The following is a 23,131-nucleotide window of genomic DNA, read 5'->3' on the forward strand; positions in this document are numbered from 1 at the left end:
GGTATTGGCACCGCCTCAGGTGCCACGTGGCTTGGCGCGCGCGGTGGGTTCGGCGATCAAAGGATTATCCGGCCAGTAGTGCTTGGGATAGCGACCCTTGAGGTCTTTCTTCACCTCGGCGTAGGTGTTGGCCCAAAAGCTGGCCAGATCCTGGGTCACCTGCACCGGCCGGCGCGCTGGTGACAGCAGGTGCAGCTTGACTGCCTGACGCCCTGCGGCAATGCGTGGCGTATCGGCCAGGCCGAACAGCTCCTGCAGGCGCACCGCCAGCACCGGTGGCGACTCGCTGTAGTCGAGCCGCACCCGCGAGCCGGATGGCACCGCAATGGCCACCGGCGCCAGTTCGTCGAGGCGCTGCGGCAACGGCCAAGGCAACAGGGTCGCGAGCACGCCCTTTAGGTCCAATTGGGCGAAATGTGTCAACCGCGAGACTTTGCCCAGGTACGGCAGCAACCAGTCCTCCAGCCGCTCGAGCAGCGCATCGTCGCTGACAGTCGGCCATTCACTGACGACGCCGGCATCCAGATCGATCTGCCTGAGCAAAGCGATGCGGGCCTGCCACTGGCGCAGCTCCGGCGTCCAAGGCAGCAGCTCCAGACCCTTGCGCCGGACCAGCCCGAGCAGGGCGCGGCCCCGCGCCTCGTCATCCAGCCCAGGCAAGGGTTCGCGACTGAGCACCAGTTCGCCGACGCGCCGCTGCCGCTCGGCCCGCAGTACGCCTTCGCGCTCGTCCCATTCCAGCTCGTCACGCATGCTGACCTGCTCGGCCAGCACCTCATCGAACAACGTTGGATCCAGCGCAGCGGCACGATAGATGCGCTCCTCACGCTGACCCTGACGACTGCCCAGTTCAGCGATCACCAGCCAATTCTCCCTCATCAGCGCATCCGGCTCGCCGAACACCGCCGCCCGTCCATTGGCCAGACGGTACTCGCCGCCACCCTCACGCCGCTGGCGGGCGATCCGGTCGGGATAGGCGAACGCCAGCAGCGCGCCGTGCCAAAAATGATCCGAAGCATTGGCCGGCGCGGGCACCGCCGGGCCGCGCAGCAGGCCGCGAAACTGCCTCGTAGAGACGTCCACACCACCGCCGCGCTGGATATCACGCTCGACCAGCAGGGCGGCGAGATCAGCCGCCAGCGACGCGAGGCCCAGTGACTGCCCGCGTAACAGCAGGTGAGCGATCCGCGGATGTGCGGGCAGCTCGGCCATGGCCTGGCCGTGAGCGGTCAATTGCCAGCCGCCACGGGCGTTACGACTGAGCGCGCCGAGGCGCTGGAGCAGAGCCTGCGCCTGGGCGTACGCAGCAGCCGGCGGCATATCCAGCCAGGCCAGCTCGTCCGGTTCGACACCCCAGCGCGCCAGCTGCAAGGCCACACCGGCCAGATCGGCCTGCAGGATTTCCGCGTCGCCATAAGCGACCAGTTGCGCGTGCTGCTCTTCGGACCACAAGCGAAAGCAGGCACCCGGTTCCAGGCGCCCCGCCCGTCCGGACCGCTGCGTAGCCGACGCGCGCGAGATACGGCGCGTTTCCAGGCGTGTCATGCCGCGGCCGGGATCGAACCGCGGCACGCGCGCCAAGCCGGCATCGACCACCACCCGTACACCTTGGATGGTGAGGCTGGTTTCAGCGATATTGGTCGCCAGCACTACCTTGCGCTTGCCGGCCGGCGCCGGTTCGATGGCCGCACGTTGGGCGGTCAGCTCCAACTCGCCGTGCAGCGGACAGAGCATCACCTCGACTCGACTCGTCAGCTGCTCGGCAAGCATTTCGTTCACACGGCGGATCTCGGCCTGCCCCGGAAGGAAGACCAGGACACTGCCGGGCTCCTCGTCCAAGGCCTGCAGCACGGTCTGAACGACACGCGGCTCGATGCGCTCGCCGGCCTGAAAAGGCCGGCCCCAGCGCTGAGTGACCGGATACATGCGCCCTTCACTGCGCACCACCGGTGCATCGTCGAGCAGGCCCGACAGGCGCGCGCCTTCCAGCGTGGCGGACATCAACAGAAGCTTCAAAGGTTCATCGCGCAATAGCACGCGGGCATTGAGCGTCAGCGCCAGTGCCAGATCGGCATCGAGGCTGCGTTCATGAAATTCGTCGAAAATCACCAACCCGACGCCTTCGAGCGCCGGATCGTCCTGCAAGCGACGCGCAAGAATACCTTCGGTGACCACCTCGATACGGGTATGCGGCCCGACCTTGCTTTCGAGCCGGATGCGATAGCCGACGGTTTCGCCGACCTTCTCGCCCAGCTCGCTGGCCAGCCGCTCGGCCGCCGCGCGCGCAGCGAGGCGTCGTGGTTCGAGCATCAGGATAGATTGCCCCGCCAGCCACGGTTCGTTCAGCAAGGCCAGCGGCACCCGGGTGGTCTTGCCGGCGCCGGGCGGCGCTTCGAGCACCGCTTCGTCGCGCGTTAGCAGGGCCTGGCGCAGGGCTGGCAGGGCTTCATCGATGGGCAGGGCAATCATAGATACTCGGAGTGGACGGTTCGGGATACCGCAGCGCCTCGCCCACACACGAGCTGCTGTCAGTTAACGCTGTAGCCACGTCCGGTCAGGCAGGCACCGAGTGCTCGCCGATAGGTGTCGGCCGCCGTCGCAGGCGGTGCGGATTGTGCGGTTGCCGGATCGAAGCCGCTCTGGCTGACCGACCAGGTATGACATTCGTAACGATCACGGCTCTGCTGTTCAGCGCTCTGACCACTGGCCGGATAGGCGATCACATCATAACGCCCGGCTTCGCTGACCTGCACCACCGGCGGAGGGCTGGCCGGCTCATAGACGTTGCGCTCGGCATTCCACAGGTAATAGGTACCGGCGGCGACGAAGTAGAGCATGCTGCCGATCCACAGCTCCCGCGCTCCGGTCGGCAGACCATGGCCGTGCCGCGGCCCGGGGTGGAAATAGCGAGCTTTGGGGCCATCATGGCGCGCCTGCGGGCCCGGGCCATGCCCAGGCGCGGCGAATGCCGGAGCACTGAGCAAAATCGAAAGTAACGCGGCGATGCTTGTACGTGAAAAGGACCCGGGCATGATGCGACTCCAGAAGACGACGGGATGCTGCGGAGCTGATTATCCGGGCGTCGACACGGGCAGATCGTCAATCAAACGTAAGGTCTTGGTAAAAGCTTTGAGGGCGCTGCAAAGACCGGCCTAGCCGAATCATGCGCGTAGCGGGCAATGCGCCCGAGATCATTCCAGGCGTGCCAGCGCCAACCGTTTCTATCGCCGTTTTCATGACCAGTACCGCACGCGAACACTGACCCATCGGAAGCGGTCTGATATCGAGAAAACATCACACAGCCCTTGTATAGTTGCGCCACTTTTCCAGGAGGTCCTTATGCGTACTCGTTCCCGTGTCATCGGCGGCGTGCTGGCCGTCTCCCTGTTCACCCAACTGGCCGCGTGCGGCACGCTGTTCTACCCTGACCGCCGCGGGCAGATCGACGGCAAGATCGATCCCGCCATCGCCGTCGCCAACGCCATAGGCCTGTTGTTCTACGTGATTCCGGGCTTGATCGCCTTCGGCATCGATTTCGCTACCGGCGCGATCTATCTGCCCGACGACAGCTACTCCATGGCACCTGAGAAACTGCAGGAAGCCATCGGCGCCGACGGCGTGATCGATCAAGCCAAGCTCAAAGCCATCATCGAAGCCGAAACCGGCCGCAGTCTGCCGCTGGATGATCCACGACTGATCCAGCACACCGGCAGTGTCGAGCAACTCGCCGCCTTCGGACTGCGTCCGGCCGCCTGATGCAACATACCCGCGAGCGCAAGGGCATCAGCGCCGAGCATGCGCGGCTGATGCGTCGAGCCACGCACCTTGCTCTGGTCGTGGCACTGACGTTGGCTGCAAGCAAGGCGCTGGCGTGGTGGCTGAGTGGTTCAGTCAGCCTGCTGGCGGGCCTCACCGATTCACTGCTGGACGGCGCCGCCTCGCTGCTCAACCTGCTGGCGGTGCATTACTCGCTGCGCCCCGCCGATGAGGACCATCGCTATGGTCACGGCAAGGCCGAGGCCCTGGCCGGGCTTGGCCAGGGCGCCTTCATTTCGGTCAGTGCGATCCTCGTCTGCGTGCAGGGCGTCGATCGCATGCTGCATCCCCAGTCGTTGGGCGCACCGAGCCTGGGCATCGCGGTGATGCTGTTGTCGCTGGCGCTGACCGTGGCGCTATTGATGTATCAACGCCATGTGGTGCGTGAAACCGGCTCGACGGCGATCCGTGCCGATTCGCTGCACTACCGTTCGGACTTGCTGCTCAATACCAGCATCCTCGTCGCGCTGGTGCTGGCCGGCTACGGCTGGGAGCGCCTGGACGCCGTCTTCGGCATCGCCATTGCCGTCTACATTTTCTGGAGCGCGCTGAGCATCGTCCGGGAAGCTGGCGCGGTGCTGATGGATACCGAGCTGCCCTTGGAGATCAGTGAGGATATGCACCAGCTGGCCTGCGCCGTACCTGGGGTGGTCGGTTGCCACGACCTGCGCACCCGCATTTCCGGCACCCGCTGGTTCGTACAGATGCATCTGGAATTGCCTGGCCAGTTGCCGCTGATCGCGGCGCACGCCCTGTGCGATCAGGTCGAGGCGGCAATTCACGCCAAGTACCCTCGCGCCGAAGTGCTGGTACATGCCGATCCGCTGGAAGTGGTGAAGCCACGCCCAACCCACGAGCCGACCGGCACCGCATAAAAAAAGACCACGCCGAGACGTGGTCTTTTTTTAATTCTGTTCGCTGGCCGCTTGTGGCGGTTTCTTCGGCAGCGCCTTGTGGGCGGTGCTGGCCCGGACCGATAGCCTCGATAAGGTATACGGTTGGCGCGGCGGGATAAGGACCGCGTCAGTTCTGCCGGGGGCTGAAGTTGAATAAAGCTTACGCCTCGCGCGACGCTAGATGTTTGCGAAAATTGCTCGAATACAGCCAAGTTGCGCAATCTGCTCTCGTAAGCGCATAGTTCTGCGCAACAGAGCAAAGAGAGCCATCTGGAATGAGCAAACTTGACCGCTACGATCTGCGCATTCTGCAGGAATTGCAGCACGACGCCCGTATCTCCAATCAGGAGCTGGCCGAACGCATCGGCCTGTCACCCTCGCCCTGCTCGCGGCGGGTCAAACAACTCGAAGACGACGGCTATATCGCTCGCCAGGTCGCCCTGCTGGACCGCAAAAAGCTCGGCCTGACCCTGACCGCCTACGTGCTGATCGGCATGGACCGGCACACGCCGGAGCGCTTCGAGCATTTCGAAGGGGTGATCGGAAAATGCGCAGAAGTGCTCGAATGCAGCCTGGTCACCGGAATGGATGCCGACTACCAACTCAAGGTGGTGGTGCCGGACATGGAGCACTACCAGGCGTTTCTGCTCGGCACACTGACGCGCATCGAAGGCGTTTCCAGCGTCAGGTCGAGCTTCGTTCTGCGCCAGGTCTCCTCCAGCACCGAACTGCCCCTGGAACACCTGCGTACCTGAGACCCATTGCCGCGGCGAAGGTCACTGATGCCGGTCCTGGCGTATACTCGCCGCCGCCTTGCTATGCCCCTGCGCGCCCTATTCGAAAAGCGCTTCGCTCGCTAATAACCGGCCCGCCCGCTGTCATAGCTGTTGTCGTCTGCATCCAGACTTAGCCAAGCGGAGAAATCGATGGAGCCGGAAGTTTTCGAAAAGTGGATGATGATCGTCCTGGTCGGCGGCCTGATGGCTTTCATGGCCTTCATCATTTGGGATCTGGCCAAGAAGTCGAAAGCCGGGCGGCTCGGCACCGCCATTCTGTTCCTGGGTCTGGGCCTGTGCCTGTTCGCCTTCCTCGCCAAGCCGATCATTGGCTACATCATCGAAGTGTCACAAGGCATCCCGCACTGACCTGATTTCAGTGCTGGCGCGGTAACCGCGCCGGTGCCTCCCGCCATTCACCGGGTAACAGGCCATCCAGCGTCCAGTCGCCGATGCGTACCCGCACCAGCCGCAACGTCGGTAAACCCACCGCAGCGGTCATCCGCCGAACCTGACGGTTGCGCCCTTCCCGGATTACCAGTTCCAGCCAACTGGTCGGCACGCTCTTGCGAAAACGCACCGGCGGGTTGCGTGGCCATAACTCGGGCTCATCGAGCTGCCGGGCTTCGGCCGGTAGTGTCATGCCATCGTTGAGTTCGACCCCCTCGCGCAGGCGCTGCAGTTGCTCAGCGGTGACCTCGCCTTCTACCTGGACCCAGTAGGTTTTCGCCAGTTTGTGCTTGGGGTCGGCAATCCGTGCCTGCAGCTGCCCGTCATTGGTCAGCAGCAACAGCCCCTCGCTGTCCCGGTCCAGTCGCCCGGCTGGGTAAACGCCCGGCACCGGTACGAAGTCCTTGAGGGTGGCGCGGCCATCCGCATCGTTGAATTGGGTGAGCACGTCGAAAGGTTTGTTCAGCAGCAACAGGCGCGGCTCGGCCGGCGGTGCCTTGGCCACGCGGCGGGGTTGTGATCGCGCCGCTGCAGGGCGCGGTGGACGGGGACGAGAGATGCGAGGCATGGCAGAGCCTTTGATAGCAGGCCGGCCATGCTAGGACGGGCGTTGCTGACCAGCAAGGGCCAGTGAACGCCGGCGATCGTACAGACACCGAACCGGCTGAATCACAGCTGCAACCGATTGGCACCACAAAGGCGCATGGCGTGCTCCAAGACCTCACCAAGCGCACCGTTATCGGACAATGACGCGTCCACGCCCCGCCATAGCGCATTTCCATAATCGGCCGCAAAGCGCCGGAACAGAAGGCTTACCGGCAAATTGGCACGGATGCTGCGATAGCGCTCCCAGTCCCGAAGGACCAACCCCACAGTTGCGCATGGACAGCCAAGGAGCCGCCCACCATGAAACGCCGTCCCCTACTGAAGTCCACCCTCGCCGCCAGTGCCCTGATGCTCAGCGGCCTGTTCCCGTTCACCCTGCAGGCCGCCGAGACCATCAAGGTCGGCATCCTGCATTCGCTGTCCGGCACCATGGCCATTTCGGAAACTTCGCTGAAAGACATGGCGCTGATGACCATCGACGAGATCAACGCCAAGGGCGGCGTGCTCGGCAAGCAGCTCGAGCCGGTGGTGGTCGACCCGGCATCCAACTGGCCGCTGTTCGCAGAAAAAGGCCGGCAGCTGCTGACCCAGGACAAGGTCGCGGTGACCTTCGGTTGCTGGACCTCGGTGTCGCGTAAATCCGTGCTGCCCGTCTATGAAGAACTCGACGGGCTGCTGTTCTACCCCGTGCAGTACGAAGGCGAAGAGCTGTCGCCCAACGTCTTCTACACCGGCGCCGCGCCAAACCAGCAGGCCATCCCGGCCGTGGAGTACCTGATGAGCGAAGACGGCGGTAGCGCCGAGCGCTTCTTCCTGCTCGGCACCGACTACGTCTATCCGCGCACCACCAACAAAATCCTGCGTGCCTTCCTGATCAGCAAGGGCGTGCCGGAATCGAGCATCGAAGAGGTCTACACCCCCTTCGGCCACAGCGATTACCAGACCATCGTCGCCAACATCAAGAAGTTCTCCGCTGGCGGCAAGACCGCCGTGGTGTCGACCATCAACGGCGACTCCAACGTGCCTTTCTACAAGGAACTGGCCAACCAGGGTCTGGAAGCCACAGACGTCCCGGTGGTCGCCTTCTCGGTCGGTGAAGAAGAACTGCGCGGCATCGACACCAAGCCGCTGGTCGGTCACCTGGCCGCCTGGAATTACTTCCAGTCGGTGGAAAACCCGGTCAACGAAGCCTTCGTCAGCAAGTGGAAGGCCTACGCCAAGGACAAGGGCCTGCCGGGCGCTGACAAGGCGGTGACCAACGACCCGATGGAGGCCACTTACGTCGGTATCCATATGTGGGCGCAGGCCGTCGAGAAGGCCGGCAGCACCGACGTCGGCAAGGTCCGCGACGCGCTGGCTGGCCAGACCTTCGAGGCGCCGAGCGGCTACACCCTGACCATGGACGAGAAGAACCACCACCTGCACAAGCCGGTAATGATCGGTGAAGTCCAGGATGACGGGCAGTTCTCGGTGGTCTGGGAAACCGAAAGCCCTGTCCGCGCGCAGCCGTGGAGCCCGTATATCCCCGGCAATGACAAAAAGCCTGATTACGCGGTGAAGTCGAACTGATCAACGTGACAGCAACGCCGTACGGCTTTTGTAGGGTGGGCTTTAGCCCACCAGCACGGTGGATCGGTGGGCTGAAGCCCACCCTACGGCATCCGCCCGTCCCACCGAAGGGTTTGGGTCGACCATACGGCGCTTCGGTGGATGGATGAAGCGCCATCCACCCTACATTCGCTCGGCTTTGTAGGGTGGACCGGGACGCGGAGTCGACGCCTTTCTCATCCACCTGTCGACCATCACAAGCTCCACCAAGAGAGCTACGAGGTCCCTGGGGAACAAACGAATGAACACTGCCCTGTACCGAATTTTCCTGTTGCTCCTGCTGGCCCTGCCCTGGGCGGCGCACGCCGGAGACGCGACCAACTACGCCAAAGCGAGCCCGGCAAAACAAGCCAAGCTGCTGGAAGACTGGGCCAATGCGCCAGCCCCTGAGCGGTTGGAGCTGATCGAAGCCCTGCGCGCCAACCATGTGGCGATCGACAAGAACAAGATTCCTTTTATCGAGGAGAACGGTGATTACCGTGCCCTTGAGGGCGAAGCCGAACCTGTTGGCACGCCGAAGAAGCTGCGTCTGAACAATCGCCTGCGCGGGCTCCTCAATACTGCACTGGCCACTCACCAATTGTTTTCCGATGACCCAACCCAGCGCCTGAGCGCCGCCAAGCGACTGCAGCGAAGCGGAAAGCCGGAGCAGTTGCCGTTGCTCGAGCAGCGCCTGGAAGCCGAAGACGATCCGGTCGTTAGCGAAGCGCTGACACTGACGCTCGCCAACCTGCAGTTGAGCGCCGAAGATCCGGCCGTGCGTCTGGCAGCCGTCCGCCTGCTCGGCGAAACTGGCGCTCCAATGGCCCGGGTCCGGCTGGAAAACCTGCTGGCCGATGAAGCCGAGGCCGATGCCGCCGTGCGCAAGGCGGCTGAGACCAGCCTCGCCCAGGTCAAGCGCAAACTGCTGATCGGCGAACTGCTCGGCCAGGCCTTCAGCGGTCTGTCGCTGGGCTCGATCCTGCTGCTCGCCGCGCTGGGCCTGGCCATCACCTTCGGCCTGCTGGGCGTGATCAACATGGCCCACGGCGAGATGCTGATGCTGGGTGCCTACTCCACCTACATGGTGCAGGTGCTGATGGCCCGGCTCGTCCCGGACGCACTGGCGTTCTACCCGCTGGTGGCGCTGCCGGTGGCCTTCTTCGTTACCGCCGCCATCGGCATGGCGCTGGAACGCACCGTGATCCGCCACCTCTACGGCCGCCCGCTGGAAACCCTGCTGGCGACCTGGGGCATCAGCCTGATCCTGATTCAACTGGTACGCGTCCTGTTCGGTGCGCAGAACGTGGAAGTCGCCAATCCCGGCTGGCTGTCCGGCGGGCTGCAGGTGCTGCCGAACCTCGTGCTGCCCTATAACCGCATGGTGATAATCGGCTTCGCGCTGTTCGTGGTGCTCCTGACCTGGCTCTTGCTGAACAAGACGCGCCTGGGTCTGAACGTGCGCGCCGTAACCCAGAACCGCAACATGGCCGCCTGCTGTGGCGTGCCCACCGGGCGCATCGACATGATGGCCTTTGGGCTGGGCTCCGGCATCGCCGGGCTCGGCGGTGTTGCGCTGAGCCAGATCGGTAACGTCGGCCCGGACCTCGGCCAGGGCTACATCATCGATTCCTTCCTCGTGGTGGTCCTCGGCGGCGTCGGCCAGCTGGCCGGCAGTATCTTCGCCGCCTTCGGCCTTGGCATCGCCAACAAGATCCTCGAACCACAGATTGGCGCCGTGCTGGGCAAGATCCTTATCCTCGCGCTGATCATCCTGTTCATCCAGAAACGTCCGCAGGGGTTGTTCGCGCTAAAAGGGAGGGTCATCGATTGAAGGCTTTCTCGCGCAATTGCCGAATGAATTCGGCCCTACGTTTCGCACGCGTCACCAGGCACGAGCGTTCGAACCGATCCACTCGCGCCATTGGCCGAACACATTCGGCGCTACGGTTCGTATGCCTTTCCGGTCGAACGAATTTTGCCCTGCATTTCCTATACGCCGCCGGGATGAACTCAGGCAGACGCGATTCCTCCGTAGGGCCGAACTTGTTCGGCCAGCGCCCACACCAGCCCTACAGACGGACGGCCTCGTCCAACGCCCGACCGAATGCATTCGGCTCTACATCCGCTGCCCAGATCAGAGGCTGCCGCCCATGAATCAGCCACTCACGCTTACGGCCGCGCAGAAAGCCGGCCCAAAGCTCACCGCCGTAGCCCTCGGAGTCGTGCTCGCCATCCTTCTGGCCATGCCGCTGCTGCACCTGTTGCCCGCGGACAACGCCTTTCATGTCTCGGCCTACACCCTGACGCTGGTCGGCAAGATCCTCTGCTACGCCATCGTCGCGCTAGCGCTGGACTTGGTCTGGGGCTATGCGGGTCTGCTGTCGCTGGGCCACGGCCTGTTCTTCGCCCTCGGCGGCTACGCCATGGGCATGTACCTGATGCGTGAAAGTGCTGGCGACGGGCTGCCGGCATTCATGAGCTTTCTCGCCTGGACCGAACTGCCCTGGTACTGGTACGGCACTTCGAGCTTCCTTTGGTCGATGTGCCTGGTGGTCCTGGCGCCCGGGCTGCTGGCCTTCGTTTTCGGCTTCTTCGCCTTTCGCTCGCGGATCAAGGGCGTGTACTTCTCGATCATGACCCAGGCGCTGACCTTCGCTGGCATGCTCTTATTCTTCCGCAACGAGACTGGCTTCGGTGGCAACAACGGCTTCACCGACTTCAAGACCATCCTCGGCTTCTCGATCTCGGCACCGGCCACCCGCGCCACGCTATTCCTGGCCACCGTCGCGCTGCTCGCTGGCAGCCTATTCCTCGGCTGGCGCCTGGCACGCAGCAAGTTCGGCCGCGTGCTCACCGCGCTGCGGGATGCGGAAAACCGCCTGATGTTCTGCGGCTACGATCCGCGCGGTTACAAGCTGTTCATCTGGACGCTGTCGGCGGTGCTCTGCGGCCTGGCCGGCGCGCTCTACGTGCCGCAGGTAGGCATCATCAACCCCAGCGAAATGGCGCCGACGCAATCCATCGAAGCCGCCGTCTGGGTGGCCCTGGGTGGCCGCGGCACGCTGATCGGCCCACTGCTGGGCGCCGGCATCGTCAACGGCATGAAGAGCTGGTTCACCGTGGCCTTTCCCGAGTACTGGCTGTTCGCCCTGGGGGCGCTGTTCATCGTCGTCACGCTGTATCTACCCAAGGGCGTGATTGGGTTACTCCGCAGGAGAGGCGAACAATGAAAACGGTAGCCGTACCCGAACTCATCGATCCACTCGACGGCAGCGGCCGCGATGCCATCGGCCTTGGCCGAGCCAAAAGCAAAGGCCTGGATGCTCGCCACGGGACCATCCTCAGCCTGGAAGACATCAACGTCAGCTTCGACGGTTTCAAGGCGCTGACCGATCTCAGCCTTTACATCGGTGTGGGCGAACTGCGTTGCATCATCGGCCCAAACGGCGCAGGCAAGACCACCATGATGGACGTCATCACCGGCAAGACACGTCCCGACAGCGGCACGGCCTTTTTCGGCGACACACTCGACCTGACGCGCATGAGCGAAGTGGAAATCGCCCAGTCCGGTATTGGCCGCAAATTCCAGAAGCCGACCGTATTCGAGGCGCTGAGTGTTTTCGAAAACCTGGAGCTGGCGCAGAAGACCGACAAATCCGTGTGGGCCAGTCTCAAAGCCAAACTCAACGGCCAGCAAAGGGACCGCATCGACGAGGTGTTGGAAACCATCCGCCTGAACAATTCGCGCTATCGCCCGGCTGGTCTCCTGTCCCACGGCCAGAAACAATTTCTCGAGATCGGCATGCTGCTGATGCAGGACCCGCAGTTGCTTTTGCTCGACGAGCCGGTCGCCGGCATGACCGACGCGGAAACCGAGTTTACCGCCGAACTGTTCAAGAGCCTGGCGCGCAAGCATTCGCTGATGGTGGTCGAGCATGACATGGGCTTCGTCGACACCATCGCCGACCACGTCACCGTGCTGCATCAAGGCCAAGTGCTGGCCGAGGGCTCGTTGCAAGCCGTGCAGAACGATGAACGGGTGATCGAGGTGTATTTGGGCCGCTGAGCGGCTCGCAAGGTTCATGGCGCCGGTTTCATTCACCCATGGCAGCCAACGGTGGATGGATGAAGCGTCATCCACCCTACGCCCGCCGAACGTAGGGCGGAAAACGGCGAAGCCTTTTCCGCGCGTATTCAGCAGGCCTGGCCGAGCGCCGTTGCCCGCATCAACGCAAACCTAATCGTAGGGTGGATAACGCCAGAGGCTTATCCACCAAAGTGAAGGAGTCGCACATGCTGCAAGTCCAGCAACTGCATCAGTACTACGGCGGCAGCCACATCCTCCGCGGGCTGTCGTTTGACGCAAAAATTGGGGAAGTCACCTGCCTGCTCGGGCGCAACGGCGTCGGCAAGACCACCCTGCTCAAGTGTCTGATGGGCCTGATCCCGGCCAAGGAAGGCGCGGTGAACTGGGAAGGCAAGCCGATCACCGGCTTCAAACCGCACCAGCGCGTACACGCCGGCATCGCCTACGTGCCGCAGGGGCGGGAGATTTTCGGTCGCCTGACCGTCGAGGAAAATCTGCTGATGGGGCTTTCACGCTTCAGCGCCAAGGAAGCCAAGGAAGTGCCCGAGTTCATCTACGAGCTGTTCCCGGTGCTCAAGGAAATGAAACACCGCCGCGGCGGTGACCTTTCAGGTGGTCAGCAGCAACAATTGGCGATCGGCCGTGCTCTGGCGAGCAAGCCGCGCCTGTTGATCCTCGATGAGCCCACCGAAGGCATCCAGCCCTCGGTGATCAAGGAAATCGGCGTGGTGATCAAGAAACTCGCTGCCCGCGGCGACATGGCGATCCTGCTGGTGGAGCAGTTCTACGACTTCGCTGCCGAACTGGCCGACCAGTACCTGGTGATGAGCCGCGGCGAAATCATTCAGCAAGGCCGCGGCGACACCATGGAAGCCGAAGGGGTGCGTGGGCTGGTCGCGATCTGAGACGTGCCACCGCTGCGCTGCTCGCACCGGGCGTGGCGAGCACCCTGCGCCGCACACCGCCAGCTCTGGCGGCACTGTAAGAGCAGGCAGCGCATGACCCGATAGCCGAGCGCACACACCTCGGTACGCGCCTCGTCCCGACGGAGCGAAATCCTAACGGTTCGCCTGCGCCCTGCCCCTGCCCTTCCTCGTGCCGGATGTCCCCGGCAAACCACAACAAGCGAATACCCGACCGGGCGACCGGTGATGCTCTGCGCCGTCGCTGCGTTGCGCCTGCGCAGTCTGGCCTTACGCGCTTGCGCCAGGGCCGACAGCCGGCGGTCGGCCAGCGGTAACAACCGGCTTTTCGACTTCTACGCTAAACCGCACGCAGGCAACCAGGCCAGACCTCGCGTGCAATCGGCTTCTCGGTGCAAGTACGCCATGCGGCAACCCCGTAAACCGAGGGATACACCCATGACAAAAACAATAAACCGGCAGCACCGGCATACTCGCCGTGCGGTTCAGTACGGCCTCGTTTCGCTCTTGCTTTGCAGTGCCGTCCAGGCGGCTCCGCGCCTGACGCTCGAGAGCCTCTCCAACCGGCCCGACAAACTCAGCGGCGGCGATGCCCTTATTCGTATCGGTCTGCCTAATCCTGCCGCAGCCAAAGGGCTCCGCGTCAGGCTGAACCAGACCGACGTGACCGGCGCGTTCCGCCTGAGCGAGAACGGCCGATCATTGATCGGTCTGGTCGAGGGCCTCAAGGAAGGCCGCAACCGACTCGTCGCGCAAGCCAGAGGCAGCGGCCCGGCCTGGCTGACGCTGGTCTCGCACCCGCTGTCTGGACCCGTTTTCGCCGGCCCGAAACAGGCGCCCTTCGTCTGCGAAACCAGCGAGTACGAGGTCTACCCCGGCGGTGGCATGCTGGGCGAACCGCTTGACGAAAACTGCACCGTCAAACGTCGTGTGGATTACCTCTATCGGACCCAGTCCGGGCAGTTCCTCGCGTATGACCCTTCGGTACCGCCCGGCGATCTGGCGATGACCACCACTCTCGACGGCGTCACTGTGCCTTACGTGGTGCGGCTGGAAAGCGGGGTCATCAACCGCGCCATCTACCAGACTGCCGTACTGGATGACCCGACGCGGCCCGGTCCGTCGATTTTCCGGCGTGACGGCGCCTGGAACGGCCGGCTGGTCTACAACTTCGGCGGAGGATGCCGCTCTGGCTGGTACCGCCAGGGCAACAGCACCGGCGGCGTGCTGGATAACCGCGAGCTGTCTCGAGGCTTCGCAACCGCCTCGGCGTCGCTGAACGTGTTCGGCAACAACTGCGATGATTTACTGGCAGCCGAGACCATGATGATGGTCAAGGAGCGCTTCATCGAGACCTATGGCCGGCCGCGCTACACCATTGGCTGGGGATGCTCCGGCGGCTCGTACCAGCAGCATCAGATCGGCGATAACTACCCTGGCCTTCTCGACGGCATCATTCCCTCCTGCAGCTTCCCTGAAGTCGCCTTCGGCACTGCACACACGCTTGCCGACTCGCGCCTGCTCTGGCACTACTACCAGAATGCCAACGTGGCCTGGACCGAGGAACAGCTGCGAGCGGCATCCGGCTTCGGTGTGTTCGCGACCATTCCCAATCTAGATAACGGTGCGGCGCGTCTGGACCCGGTGCCCGGTCGAACTGATCGAGCTTCCGCAGAGTTCGACGCCTCGGTGGATTCTTCGCTGCGTTACGACCCGACCGACAACCCGCGCGGCGCACGCGCGACTATCTACGACCACGCGATCAACAGCTACGGAATCGATCCACAGACCGGCTTCGCTCGCCGGCCGCTGGACAACGTCGGCATCCAGTACGGGCTACAGGCATTGAATGCCGGCGAGATCAGCATCGAGCAGTTCCTCGACCTGAACGAGAACATCGGCGGCATGGACATCGACGCCAACTTCATACCGCAACGCATGACCGCCGACCTGCGAGCCACGCGCGCGGCCTACCAGACCGGGAGGATGCTCAACGGCGGCGGCGGGCTGGCGTCGATGCCGATCCTGGATTACGACCAGCTCTACACCGACCTGCAACCCGGCGGCGACATCCATCTCAGGTTTCACCATTTCTCGACCCGCGAACGGTTGCGCCAGGCCAATGGACACATCGATAACCACGTCATGTGGAGCGGTGGCAGCAACACTGCTGACGACGCGGCGTATCCCGGCCGCGTCGCCTACATCCAGGACCGTGCCTTGGAGGCAATGGACCATTGGCTGGCACGCATCGCAGCCGATACCCGCCACGCGCCTAAAGCCGAGAAGGTGGTGCGCAACAAGCCCGCCGACCTTCAGGATGGCTGCTGGTCACGCGAGACGACGCCGAACTTTATTCCCGAGACGCAACGTTTTGGCGGCCCCGGCACGTCAACCTGTAACGATCTCTACCCGGCGTTCCCCTCTCCGCGGATGGTTGCTGGCGGTCCCATCGAGTCCAACATCATCAAATGCCAGCTACGGGCGGTCGACCCCAGGGATTACGAAGTGCAATTCAGCTCGGCGGACTATGCACGGCTGACCCGCATCTTTCCTGCGGGCGTCTGTCAGTGGGAAGCACCCGGCGTAGGCCAGACCGACCTGATCGGCACATGGCTCGAATACACCGGTTACGGGCGTTACCACAGGGACCGGCTGCCACACCGCCCCTGAAACCCAAGTGCTCCGCATCTATCGATGCGGAGCACGTAGGCGAGGATCATTCACGGCGAGCACTGTCCGGGTAGCGGTCTATCACTCGCCGATCTGCTTGCTGACGATCTTGCCGCCTTCCACCACGGCCATGGTGGTCGGCGTGATGAAACCTCCGTTGTCGGTCATGCCCTTGACCGAATAGAGGTTGAACTTCGGGTCCATGGCGGTCAGTGCCTCATTCATTTTGGCGCGGACCTGCTGCGGCTCGGTACTACCCGCCAGCTCCATGGCCTTGGCCAGCGCATGGAAGGCCAGGTAGTTGTAGGCGGCCTCCGAGCCCGGCACTTTGCCGTGTGCCTTCTGGTAGCGATCGATGAAAACTTTGGCGACCTCACTGTCGTATTCGGAAAGCGGCACGACACCCACGGAGCCTTCCAGCAACTCCAGGCCGCCGATGACCGCGGCGATTTCGTCGAGCTTGGCCTGATCCATGACGATAAAGCCGCCCTGGAAGCCCAACTGCCGCGCCTGCTGCATGACCAGCCCGGTCGGTTCCGAGGCACCGCCAACGAACATCACGTCCGGGTTGGAGGCGATCACCCTGCTGACGCCGGTATAGAAGTCGGTCGACTTGTTGTAATCCATGGGATTGCTTTCGACGATCTCCCCGCCCTTCTGCTCCCAGGCCTTGGTCATCATGTCGGTCCAGATCTTGGCGTACTCGTGGGTCGCACCGGCAATGCCGAGTTTCTTGCCGTAATGCTTGAGCGCGTAGTCGGAAAAGGCGTCGACGTAGCCGGTGAACTCTGGCGGAATGCGCACCGTCAGCGGATTGCCCTGCGCTGTCACCGACGGCACGCTGGTGTAGGCCATGATCAGGAAGTCGTCAGCGACGTTGAAATCCTGCAGAGCGAATACGCCGCCGGTATGGGGGACGAACACGGCAGCGGCATTCGACTCCTTCACCAGGCGCTTGGCGTTCGTCGCCGCCTGACTCGGTGAATACTTGTCGTCCAGGCTGATGAGATTGACCTTGTAGGTCTCGTCGCCGATCTTGATACCGCCGGCCTCGTTAGTATCCTCAACGGCCATGCGCAGGCCCGACAGGGTGTTCTCGCCATAGAGCGCGGCACCGCCGCTGAGCGGGCCGGTGAAACCGATAGTGAGCGTCTGCTCAGCATATACGCCGCCGGCATGAGCTGCGGACAGGGTGGCAATCGCCATTCCAAGCGCTTTGAGCGTGTTCATTGTTGTCTCCTTGGTCATGACTGATCAGGCGCCGATGTAGGCTTTGCGCACGGCTTCGTTACCCAGCATGGCTTGCTGGTCACCTTCCATCACCAGGCTGCCGCCCTCGATTACATAGGCGCGGTGAGCGATCTTCAGCGCCGCAAAGGCGTTCTGTTCGGCCAGCAAAACGCTGGTGCCGGATTTATTGATGCGCGAGATCACCTCGAACATCTGGTTGACCACCAGCGGGGCCAGCCCGAGCGAGGGCTCGTCGAGCATCAGCAGCCGCGGACGGCTCATCAGCGCCCGGCCGATCGCGACCATCTGCTGCTGCCCACCGCTGAGCGACCCAGCCGGCTGGTGGCGCTTGTCGTGAAGTATGGGGAACAGCTCGAGCACCTCCTGCAGGTTGCGCTTGTTGCCCTCCCCGTCACGGCGATGCAGATAGGCGCCGAGCGCGAGGTTCTGCGAGACCGACATCTGCGGGAACAGCTTGCGGCCCTCTGGACAGTGCACCACGCCGGCGGCAACCAGGCCGGATGGTTTGAGACCGTCGATGCGTTTGCCCTCCAGCGTGATGCTGCCAGCCGTTGGCTTGAGCAGCCCGCTGATGGTGTTGAACAGGGTGGTCTTGCCCGCACCGTTGGCGCCGAGCAACACCACCAGTTCGCCGGCGCCAACCGTCATGGAAACCTGGTTCAGCGCCTTGAAACTGCCGTAGCAGACATCGACCCGTTCAAGCTGCAGCATCGTAGTCGCTCCCCAGGTAGGCTTCGATGACGGCCGGGTTTGCCTTGATCTCGGCGGGCGTACCCTCGGCGATCTTCTCCCCGTAGTTGAGCACCATGATCTTGTCCGCCAGGCCCATGATCATGTCCATCTTGTGTTCGATCAGGCACACGGTCAGGCCATGCTCGGGCATCTTGCGGATCAGCTCGGCCAGGCCTTCGGTTTCCTCGGGATTGACCCCCGCCGCCGGCTCGTCGAGCAGCACCAGCTTCGGCTCGGTAGCCAGTGCCAGGGCAAACGCCACGCGCTTGCGCTCCTCCTGTGAGATATCCAGCACCACCCGATTTTCCAGATGCGCCAGACCGACGAAATCCAGCGCGGCGCGGGCCTTCTCTCGGCACTCGCGCTCTTCCTGTTGCAAGCGTTTGGAATTGATCAGCACGTCCCACAGCCCCGAGCGGGTGCGCAGCCGATGGCCGACAATCAGGTTATCTAGAACGGTGGCCTGCTCGAACAGGTGCGTGGTCTGAAAGGTGCGACCGACGCCGAGCCGGGCCACGCGATCGCAGCGCATCCGCGATACATCGTGGCCGTCGATCAGGATGCGTCCAGAGCTCGGCCTGTGAACCCCGGAAATCAGGTTGAAGAAGGTGCTCTTGCCGGCGCCGTTGGGGCCGATGATGGCGTTGATCTTGCGCGCTTCGAACTCGACGCTGACGTCGTGTACCGCCGCCAGGCCGCCGAACATACGGGTCAGGTTTTCGACCTTAAGCATTGTTGTTCACCTCGCTGCCTGGAGTGACTTTGGTAGCAGCGCGCGGGTCCTTGGCACGTGCCGCTGCGGTGTCCTTGCGCAGCTTCCAGCCAAGGAAGGTGCCGATCACACCGCGTGGCATGAAGATCACCAGCACCACGATCAGCGGGCCGAAAATGATCATGCGGTAGTCCTCGAGGAACTGCAGCGATTGGGTGATCCAGACGACCCCGACGGTGCCTACCAGCGGGCCGAACAAGGTGCCGAAACCGCCGACCAGCAGGTAGGTGATCATGTCGAAGGTGTGATTGGGGTTGGCTTCCTCCGGGCCTATGAAGCGGATCATCGAGGCGTAGAGTCCTCCGGCGACACCGGCATAGGTCGTCGAGAGAACGAACGCCAACAGCTTATTGCGCATCAGGTCGATGCCCAGCGATTGCGCCAGGGCGTCACCGTTGCGGATGGCCATGAAGGTACGGCCCAGCAGCGAGCGCGCCAGGCGCCCGGCGAACCAGATCGCCAACACCAGAAACAGCAGTGCCAGGTAGTAGAACGGCACTGTCTGGCTGAAATCCACCAGCCCGAAGCCATCCGGTGCAGCGATGCCGCGAATGCCGATGGCGCCGTGAGTCAGCTCCTCCCACTTGTCGATCAGCAGGTAAATGATGAAGCCCACGCAGAGCGTGAAGATGGCGAAGAAGTGTTCCTTCAGGCGCAGCGAGACGATGCCGACCAGCGCGCCGACTGCAGCTGAAACCAGCGCGGCCGCCACGAATGCTGGCCAGAAATTCCATCCATGGTCAGCGGTGAGAATCGCCAGGGTATAGGCGCCGATGGCGAAGAAGCCGCCGTGGGCCAGGTTCAGCTGGCCGCAGTAGCCGGTGATGATGTTCAGGCCGTAGACCGCGATGGCCCAGATGAAGGCGCTGGCCATCACGTAAACCTGATATTCGCTCTTGGCGAACAGCGGGAATGCCAGGGCTAATGCCAGCAATACCAGCTTGCAGCCGGGGCCGGTCAGTAACGAAGCGAAACGATGCATTCAGTGCGCCCCCTTGGCAAACAGCCCGGTCGGGCGCAATGACAGGATTACCACCAGTAGCGAGAAGGCGATGATGTCCTTGTAGTCCGAGGACAGGTAGAAGCCACCGAAGCTTTCGGCGAAGCCGAGAATCATCGCGCCGAGAATGGCGCCCGGAATGCTACCCATGCCGCCGAGCACGATGATCACGAAGGCCTTCATGATCACCAGATGCCCCATCGCCGGGTACACCAGGTTGATCGGTGCGTAGAGCGTCGCGGCGAAGGCGGCGAGCATGCCGGAGATGGCGAAGGTCAGCATTGCCACACGATTGGAGTCGATGCCGACGAGGAATGCGCCCTCGCGGCTTTGTGCCATGGCGATGATGGTCGAGCCGAGCATCGTCTTGCGCAGGAAAAGGTGCAGCGCCAGCATCAGGGTAAAGGCGCCGACGATGATCAGCAGGCGCTGCTCGGGAATGATCAGCCCGTCGAAATTGAGGATGCCGCCGTAGGGCGAGGCCATGCGGCGGAAGTCCGACCCCCAGAGCATCTGCACCACCGCCTCGAGAAACAGCAGGATGCCGATTGCCGCGATCTTGTCGTGGATCGGCGGCGCATTGCGCAGTGGATGGAACACCAACCGCTCGGACAGCACCGCCAGCACGGCCACCACCACCCCGGACGCCAGCATGGCGATCCAATAATGCAGGCCGATATCGGTCATGAAAAAGTACGACGCGAACGCACCGACCATGTACAGCGCGCCATGGGCGAAGTTGGGGATGTGCAGAATGCCGTAAACGAGCGTCAGGCCAAGGGCGACCAGCCCGTAGATGCTGCCCAGGGTCAGACCGTTGAGCACTTGCTGAAACAATAGATTCAATGCGGCGTCTCCGTGGATCTTGTTGTTATGTGCCACCGAGCGATGTGCCGATTGCTGCAGACAAGCCGGTCAAATTCGCCAGCCGCCGGCACACCGGAATTCTTCGCCTGACTGACATTGGCACTCGCTTGCACCCCCGTCAAACCAGCAGCCCGGAAGAGATAAAGCCCCATAAAGCAGCGTGATGCACGCAACAATCTATTTCAGTGATTGCCCGGTCGATCTGATTAGCCTCGACTGTTCAGGGGTTGCATCCAGCCGAGCGCGCCGCAGCGAGCCCTGTTCTGTTTGCACCAAGCTGGATCACCCGTAACGCAGATTTCTTCACGCGCACCATTTGAGGGCGCAGAAGGCGAGCAGCCAGCTCATCGACCGACCCATTCATGCCTTCACAGGCTTGTGAGCCCGCGCTGCGCACCGCTGTGGCGCGGGAGGCACGACTATTGCTCGGAATGAAGCATGACTCCTGACGTCGCATGGCCCATGACCGCACTGACACCTCTGTTCAAGCCACACTGGAATGCCGAACTCGAGCTGGGCTACGCCCGCCTCGATGACGCGACGCGTCCGGTGCTGCGACGGCACAGCGGACCGCTGAGGGTGCAGAAGCACCTCTATCCGGAAGGGCCAGAAGTCTGCCAACACATCATCGTGCACCCGCCGGGCGGGATTGCGGGTGGCGACCGACTGGACATCAGCGCCACGGTGGGCCGCGGTGCCTGGGCGCAACTCACCAGCCCTGGAGCGGCCAAATGGTATCGCGCCGGTAGCCCCGCTTTTCAGAATGTGCAGTTGCACGTCGGACCCGAAGCCACGCTGGAATGGCTGCCACAGGAAACCATCGTTTATTCAGCGGCGCAGGCCGAGCTCACCACGACCATCGAATTGGAAGGCAACGCGCGCTTGTTCTATTGGGACATCATTGCGTTGGGTCGACCGGCCAGCGGCGAGCGTTTCGACGCAGGTCATTTCCAGGCACAGCTGAATATTCGTCGCGACGGCGAATTGCTCTGGCACGAACGCCAACGCGTGATCGGTGACGACGCCCTGCTGGACTCGCCGATCGGCCTCGATGGCAATCCGGTGTTCGCCACGTTGATCGTGACCGGCGAGATCGATGCCGAGCTGATGGAGCGCTGCTGCGAACTTCCCAGTCGGGTCCGCGGTGATCTGACGCAACTGCCTGGCATTGTCATAGGCCGCTGTCTGGCAGGCGAAGCCCTGCACGCGCGCGCCTGGCTAATCGACCTTTGGCGCCTGCTGCGTCCAGCACTGCTAGGGCACGAAGCGGTACCCCCGAGGATATGGAGCACATGAACACGGAGGGTAAGGCTGCGCCGTTACCCACCCTACGCGGGCCAGGCCTACGTGCGTGGCCGCCCCGAAATTATCGCTGCGTGGTTGCCGCCACGAGCCGGTGGATGTGAAAAAGCGACATCCACCCTACAACCGGAGCCGTTATGGATTTGTCACCAAGAGAGAAGGACAAGCTGCTGATCTTCACCGCCGGCCTTGTGGCCGAGCGGCGCCTGGCACGCGGGGTGAAACTCAACTATCCGGAAACCATGGCCTACATCTCCGCCGCGCTGCTCGAAGGCGCCCGCGACGGCCAGACGGTGGCCGAGTTGATGCACTTCGGCACGACACTGCTCAGCCGCGAACAGGTGATGGAAGGCGTGCCGGAGATGATCCCGGAGCTCCAGGTGGAAGCGACCTTTCCCGACGGCACCAAGCTGGTCACCGTGCATCAACCAATCCCGTGAAAGAGAGGTCAATGTCTGTTGCGGCCCAGCCGTGATGACCCCGAACCGCTTGAAGGATTTCACCGTGCAGATACGTGACGCCCTGGACGCCGACCTCGAAGGCATCCTAGAGATCTACAACGACGCGGTGCAGAACAGCACGGCGATCTGGAATGACGCGGTTGTCGACCTCGACAACCGCCGCGCCTGGCTGGCCGAGCGCCATGGACAGAACTACCCGGTGCTGGTGGCAATCGACGACGACGGCCAGGTTGCTGGCTACGCCTCCTTTGGCCCCTGGCGCCCTCACGACGGCTTCCGCCACACCGTGGAAAACTCGGTCTACGTGCGCCCAGGCCAACGTGGCGGTGGTGTGGGTCGTAGCCTGATGCAGGCGCTGATCAAGCGCGCCCGCGAGTTGCACAAGCACGTCATGATCGCCGCCATCGAGAGCGAAAACCGCGCCTCCATCCACATGCACCAGCAACTGGGCTTCATCCACGCTGCGCAGATGCGTCAGGTCGGTTGCAAATTTGGCCGCTGGCTGGACCTGACCATGATGCAACTGACCCTGAACAGGACATCGAAACCATGATTCCCGGCGAATACCAGATCCAGCCCGGCGACATTGAGCTCAACGTAGGCCGCCGTACATTGCAGCTGACCGTGGCCAACAGCGGCGACCGGCCCATTCAGGTCGGCTCGCACTACCACTTCTTCGAAACCAACGACGCCCTCGCCTTCGACCGCGCCGCCGCGCGCGGCATGCGGCTGAATATTCCAGCAGGCACCGCCGTGCGCTTCGAGCCGGGCCAGAGCCGCGACGTGGAGCTGGTCGATCTGGCCGGTGATCGCCGGGTGTTCGGCTTTGCCGGACGGGTAATGGGCGCGCTTTAGAGCGCAGCCGCAAGAGACAAGCAAGCTTCGTAGGGTGGAAAACGCCGAAGGCTTTTCCACCGTGACCAGGATCG

General features: G+C 63.1%; 22 protein-coding genes. 14 read left to right on the top strand and 8 right to left on the bottom strand.

The features are described from left to right. Positions 1-15: 15 nt before the first annotated feature. Positions 16-2,469: an ATP-dependent helicase HrpB gene (hrpB, locus tag CH92_RS18045; protein WP_025243160.1), complete on the bottom strand. Its 2,454-nt coding sequence runs from the start codon at positions 2,467-2,469 to the stop codon at positions 16-18. A 59-nt stretch (positions 2,470-2,528) separates the two neighbouring features. Beyond that, positions 2,529-3,032: a hypothetical protein gene (locus CH92_RS22335; RefSeq protein WP_038623116.1), complete on the bottom strand. Its 504-nt coding sequence runs from the start codon at positions 3,030-3,032 to the stop codon at positions 2,529-2,531. 307 nt (positions 3,033-3,339) lie between these two features. On the opposite strand from CH92_RS22335, the gene CH92_RS18055 reads away from it, so the two are divergent. From CH92_RS18055 to CH92_RS18070, 4 genes are all read left to right on the top strand, one after another. Then, entirely contained in the window at positions 3,340-3,756 is a 417-nt protein-coding gene (locus CH92_RS18055; RefSeq protein WP_025243162.1) for a hypothetical protein, read from the top strand. Beyond that, entirely contained in the window at positions 3,756-4,691 is a 936-nt protein-coding gene (locus CH92_RS18060; RefSeq protein ID WP_038623118.1) for a cation diffusion facilitator family transporter, read from the top strand. The genes CH92_RS18055 and CH92_RS18060 overlap by 1 nt, the downstream gene beginning before the upstream one ends. 296 nt (positions 4,692-4,987) lie before the next feature. Then, positions 4,988-5,467 (top strand): Lrp/AsnC family transcriptional regulator, encoded by a 480-nt coding sequence (locus CH92_RS18065; protein ID WP_025243164.1) that lies wholly within the window; start codon positions 4,988-4,990, stop codon positions 5,465-5,467. Positions 5,468-5,638: 171 nt separating this feature from the next. Continuing rightward, a complete protein-coding gene (locus tag CH92_RS18070) occupies positions 5,639-5,857 on the top strand; it encodes a DUF2788 domain-containing protein (protein WP_021210252.1) in 219 nt (72 codons plus the stop codon). Positions 5,858-5,864: 7 nt separating this feature from the next. Here the strand turns inward: CH92_RS18070 and CH92_RS18075 are convergent, their stop codons facing one another. Beyond that, the gene (locus CH92_RS18075; protein ID WP_025243165.1) at positions 5,865-6,506 is read right to left on the bottom strand and encodes a pseudouridine synthase; all 642 of its coding nucleotides are present in this window, start codon (positions 6,504-6,506) and stop codon (positions 5,865-5,867) included. Between the two features lie 338 nt (positions 6,507-6,844). On the opposite strand from CH92_RS18075, the gene urtA reads away from it, so the two are divergent. The 6 genes from urtA (at position 6,845) to CH92_RS18105 (ending at position 15,817) form a co-directional block, all read left to right on the top strand. Beyond that, on the top strand, positions 6,845-8,113 hold the full coding sequence (gene urtA, locus CH92_RS18080) for an urea ABC transporter substrate-binding protein (protein WP_025243166.1): 1,269 nt from the start codon (positions 6,845-6,847) through the stop codon (positions 8,111-8,113). 280 nt (positions 8,114-8,393) lie between these two features. Next, entirely contained in the window at positions 8,394-9,965 is a 1,572-nt protein-coding gene (urtB, locus tag CH92_RS18085) for an urea ABC transporter permease subunit UrtB (protein WP_025243167.1), read from the top strand. 319 nt (positions 9,966-10,284) lie between these two features. After that, complete coding sequence (gene urtC, locus CH92_RS18090) at positions 10,285-11,364, top strand: urea ABC transporter permease subunit UrtC (protein ID WP_025243168.1); 1,080 nt, start codon at positions 10,285-10,287, stop codon at positions 11,362-11,364. Beyond that, positions 11,361-12,200: an urea ABC transporter ATP-binding protein UrtD gene (urtD, locus tag CH92_RS18095; RefSeq protein ID WP_025243169.1), complete on the top strand. Its 840-nt coding sequence runs from the start codon at positions 11,361-11,363 to the stop codon at positions 12,198-12,200. Before urtC ends, urtD begins: the two co-directional genes overlap by 4 nt. A gap of 227 nt (positions 12,201-12,427) precedes the next feature. Continuing rightward, positions 12,428-13,126, top strand: coding sequence for an urea ABC transporter ATP-binding subunit UrtE (urtE, locus tag CH92_RS18100; RefSeq protein WP_025243170.1), 699 nt, complete (start codon positions 12,428-12,430; stop codon positions 13,124-13,126). A gap of 456 nt (positions 13,127-13,582) precedes the next feature. Further along, the gene (locus tag CH92_RS18105) at positions 13,583-15,817 is read left to right on the top strand and encodes a DUF6351 family protein (RefSeq protein ID WP_051517569.1); all 2,235 of its coding nucleotides are present in this window, start codon (positions 13,583-13,585) and stop codon (positions 15,815-15,817) included. A gap of 81 nt (positions 15,818-15,898) precedes the next feature. Here the strand turns inward: CH92_RS18105 and CH92_RS18110 are convergent, their stop codons facing one another. The 5 genes from CH92_RS18110 to CH92_RS18130 are packed head-to-tail and all read right to left on the bottom strand — an operon-like array spanning position 15,899 to position 20,418. Continuing rightward, positions 15,899-17,047 carry an ABC transporter substrate-binding protein gene (locus tag CH92_RS18110; protein ID WP_025243171.1) on the bottom strand — a complete coding sequence of 383 codons (1,149 nt, stop codon included), beginning with the start codon at positions 17,045-17,047 and terminating at the stop codon, positions 15,899-15,901. A 24-nt stretch (positions 17,048-17,071) separates the two neighbouring features. Next, the gene (locus CH92_RS18115; protein ID WP_025243172.1) at positions 17,072-17,779 is read right to left on the bottom strand and encodes an ABC transporter ATP-binding protein; all 708 of its coding nucleotides are present in this window, start codon (positions 17,777-17,779) and stop codon (positions 17,072-17,074) included. Then, on the bottom strand, positions 17,766-18,533 hold the full coding sequence (locus tag CH92_RS18120; protein WP_025243173.1) for an ABC transporter ATP-binding protein: 768 nt from the start codon (positions 18,531-18,533) through the stop codon (positions 17,766-17,768). The genes CH92_RS18115 and CH92_RS18120 overlap by 14 nt, the downstream gene beginning before the upstream one ends. Further along, the gene (locus CH92_RS18125; RefSeq protein ID WP_025243174.1) at positions 18,526-19,554 is read right to left on the bottom strand and encodes a branched-chain amino acid ABC transporter permease; all 1,029 of its coding nucleotides are present in this window, start codon (positions 19,552-19,554) and stop codon (positions 18,526-18,528) included. The genes CH92_RS18120 and CH92_RS18125 overlap by 8 nt, the downstream gene beginning before the upstream one ends. Further along, positions 19,555-20,418: a branched-chain amino acid ABC transporter permease gene (locus CH92_RS18130; RefSeq protein ID WP_025243175.1), complete on the bottom strand. Its 864-nt coding sequence runs from the start codon at positions 20,416-20,418 to the stop codon at positions 19,555-19,557. 483 nt (positions 20,419-20,901) lie between these two features. Between CH92_RS18130 and CH92_RS18135 the strand changes: the two genes are divergently transcribed. The 4 genes from CH92_RS18135 to CH92_RS18150 all read left to right on the top strand — a co-directional run bounded on the left by CH92_RS18135 (position 20,902) and on the right by CH92_RS18150 (position 23,057). Further along, a complete protein-coding gene (locus tag CH92_RS18135) occupies positions 20,902-21,735 on the top strand; it encodes an urease accessory protein UreD (protein ID WP_025243176.1) in 834 nt (277 codons plus the stop codon). 143 nt (positions 21,736-21,878) lie between these two features. Next, positions 21,879-22,181 (top strand): urease subunit gamma, encoded by a 303-nt coding sequence (ureA, locus tag CH92_RS18140; RefSeq protein WP_025243177.1) that lies wholly within the window; start codon positions 21,879-21,881, stop codon positions 22,179-22,181. Between the two features lie 64 nt (positions 22,182-22,245). Beyond that, complete coding sequence (locus CH92_RS18145; protein ID WP_025243178.1) at positions 22,246-22,755, top strand: GNAT family N-acetyltransferase; 510 nt, start codon at positions 22,246-22,248, stop codon at positions 22,753-22,755. After that, a complete protein-coding gene (locus tag CH92_RS18150) occupies positions 22,752-23,057 on the top strand; it encodes an urease subunit beta (protein ID WP_025243179.1) in 306 nt (101 codons plus the stop codon). The genes CH92_RS18145 and CH92_RS18150 overlap by 4 nt, the downstream gene beginning before the upstream one ends. Positions 23,058-23,131 lie beyond the last annotated feature (74 nt).

It is taken from the genome of Stutzerimonas stutzeri (assembly GCF_000590475.1).
GTDB lineage: Bacteria > Pseudomonadota > Gammaproteobacteria > Pseudomonadales > Pseudomonadaceae > Stutzerimonas > Stutzerimonas stutzeri_D.

Excerpts from the sequence above, each read along its gene's own strand:
- hrpB (WP_025243160.1), bottom strand. The coding sequence starts at position 2,469 with ATGATTGCCCTGCCCATCGATGAAGCCCTGCCAGCCCTGCGCCAGGCC.
- CH92_RS22335 (WP_038623116.1), bottom strand. The coding sequence starts at position 3,032 with ATGCCCGGGTCCTTTTCACGTACAAGCATCGCCGCGTTACTTTCGATT.
- CH92_RS18055 (WP_025243162.1), top strand. The coding sequence starts at position 3,340 with ATGCGTACTCGTTCCCGTGTCATCGGCGGCGTGCTGGCCGTCTCCCTG.
- CH92_RS18060 (WP_038623118.1), top strand. The coding sequence starts at position 3,756 with ATGCAACATACCCGCGAGCGCAAGGGCATCAGCGCCGAGCATGCGCGG.
- CH92_RS18065 (WP_025243164.1), top strand. The coding sequence starts at position 4,988 with ATGAGCAAACTTGACCGCTACGATCTGCGCATTCTGCAGGAATTGCAG.
- CH92_RS18070 (WP_021210252.1), top strand. The coding sequence starts at position 5,639 with ATGGAGCCGGAAGTTTTCGAAAAGTGGATGATGATCGTCCTGGTCGGC.
- CH92_RS18075 (WP_025243165.1), bottom strand. The coding sequence starts at position 6,506 with ATGCCTCGCATCTCTCGTCCCCGTCCACCGCGCCCTGCAGCGGCGCGA.
- urtA (WP_025243166.1), top strand. The coding sequence starts at position 6,845 with ATGAAACGCCGTCCCCTACTGAAGTCCACCCTCGCCGCCAGTGCCCTG.
- urtB (WP_025243167.1), top strand. The coding sequence starts at position 8,394 with ATGAACACTGCCCTGTACCGAATTTTCCTGTTGCTCCTGCTGGCCCTG.
- urtC (WP_025243168.1), top strand. The coding sequence starts at position 10,285 with ATGAATCAGCCACTCACGCTTACGGCCGCGCAGAAAGCCGGCCCAAAG.
- urtD (WP_025243169.1), top strand. The coding sequence starts at position 11,361 with ATGAAAACGGTAGCCGTACCCGAACTCATCGATCCACTCGACGGCAGC.
- urtE (WP_025243170.1), top strand. The coding sequence starts at position 12,428 with ATGCTGCAAGTCCAGCAACTGCATCAGTACTACGGCGGCAGCCACATC.
- CH92_RS18105 (WP_051517569.1), top strand. The coding sequence starts at position 13,583 with ATGACAAAAACAATAAACCGGCAGCACCGGCATACTCGCCGTGCGGTT.
- CH92_RS18110 (WP_025243171.1), bottom strand. The coding sequence starts at position 17,047 with ATGAACACGCTCAAAGCGCTTGGAATGGCGATTGCCACCCTGTCCGCA.
- CH92_RS18115 (WP_025243172.1), bottom strand. The coding sequence starts at position 17,779 with ATGCTGCAGCTTGAACGGGTCGATGTCTGCTACGGCAGTTTCAAGGCG.
- CH92_RS18120 (WP_025243173.1), bottom strand. The coding sequence starts at position 18,533 with ATGCTTAAGGTCGAAAACCTGACCCGTATGTTCGGCGGCCTGGCGGCG.
- CH92_RS18125 (WP_025243174.1), bottom strand. The coding sequence starts at position 19,554 with ATGCATCGTTTCGCTTCGTTACTGACCGGCCCCGGCTGCAAGCTGGTA.
- CH92_RS18135 (WP_025243176.1), top strand. The coding sequence starts at position 20,902 with ATGACCGCACTGACACCTCTGTTCAAGCCACACTGGAATGCCGAACTC.
- ureA (WP_025243177.1), top strand. The coding sequence starts at position 21,879 with ATGGATTTGTCACCAAGAGAGAAGGACAAGCTGCTGATCTTCACCGCC.
- CH92_RS18150 (WP_025243179.1), top strand. The coding sequence starts at position 22,752 with ATGATTCCCGGCGAATACCAGATCCAGCCCGGCGACATTGAGCTCAAC.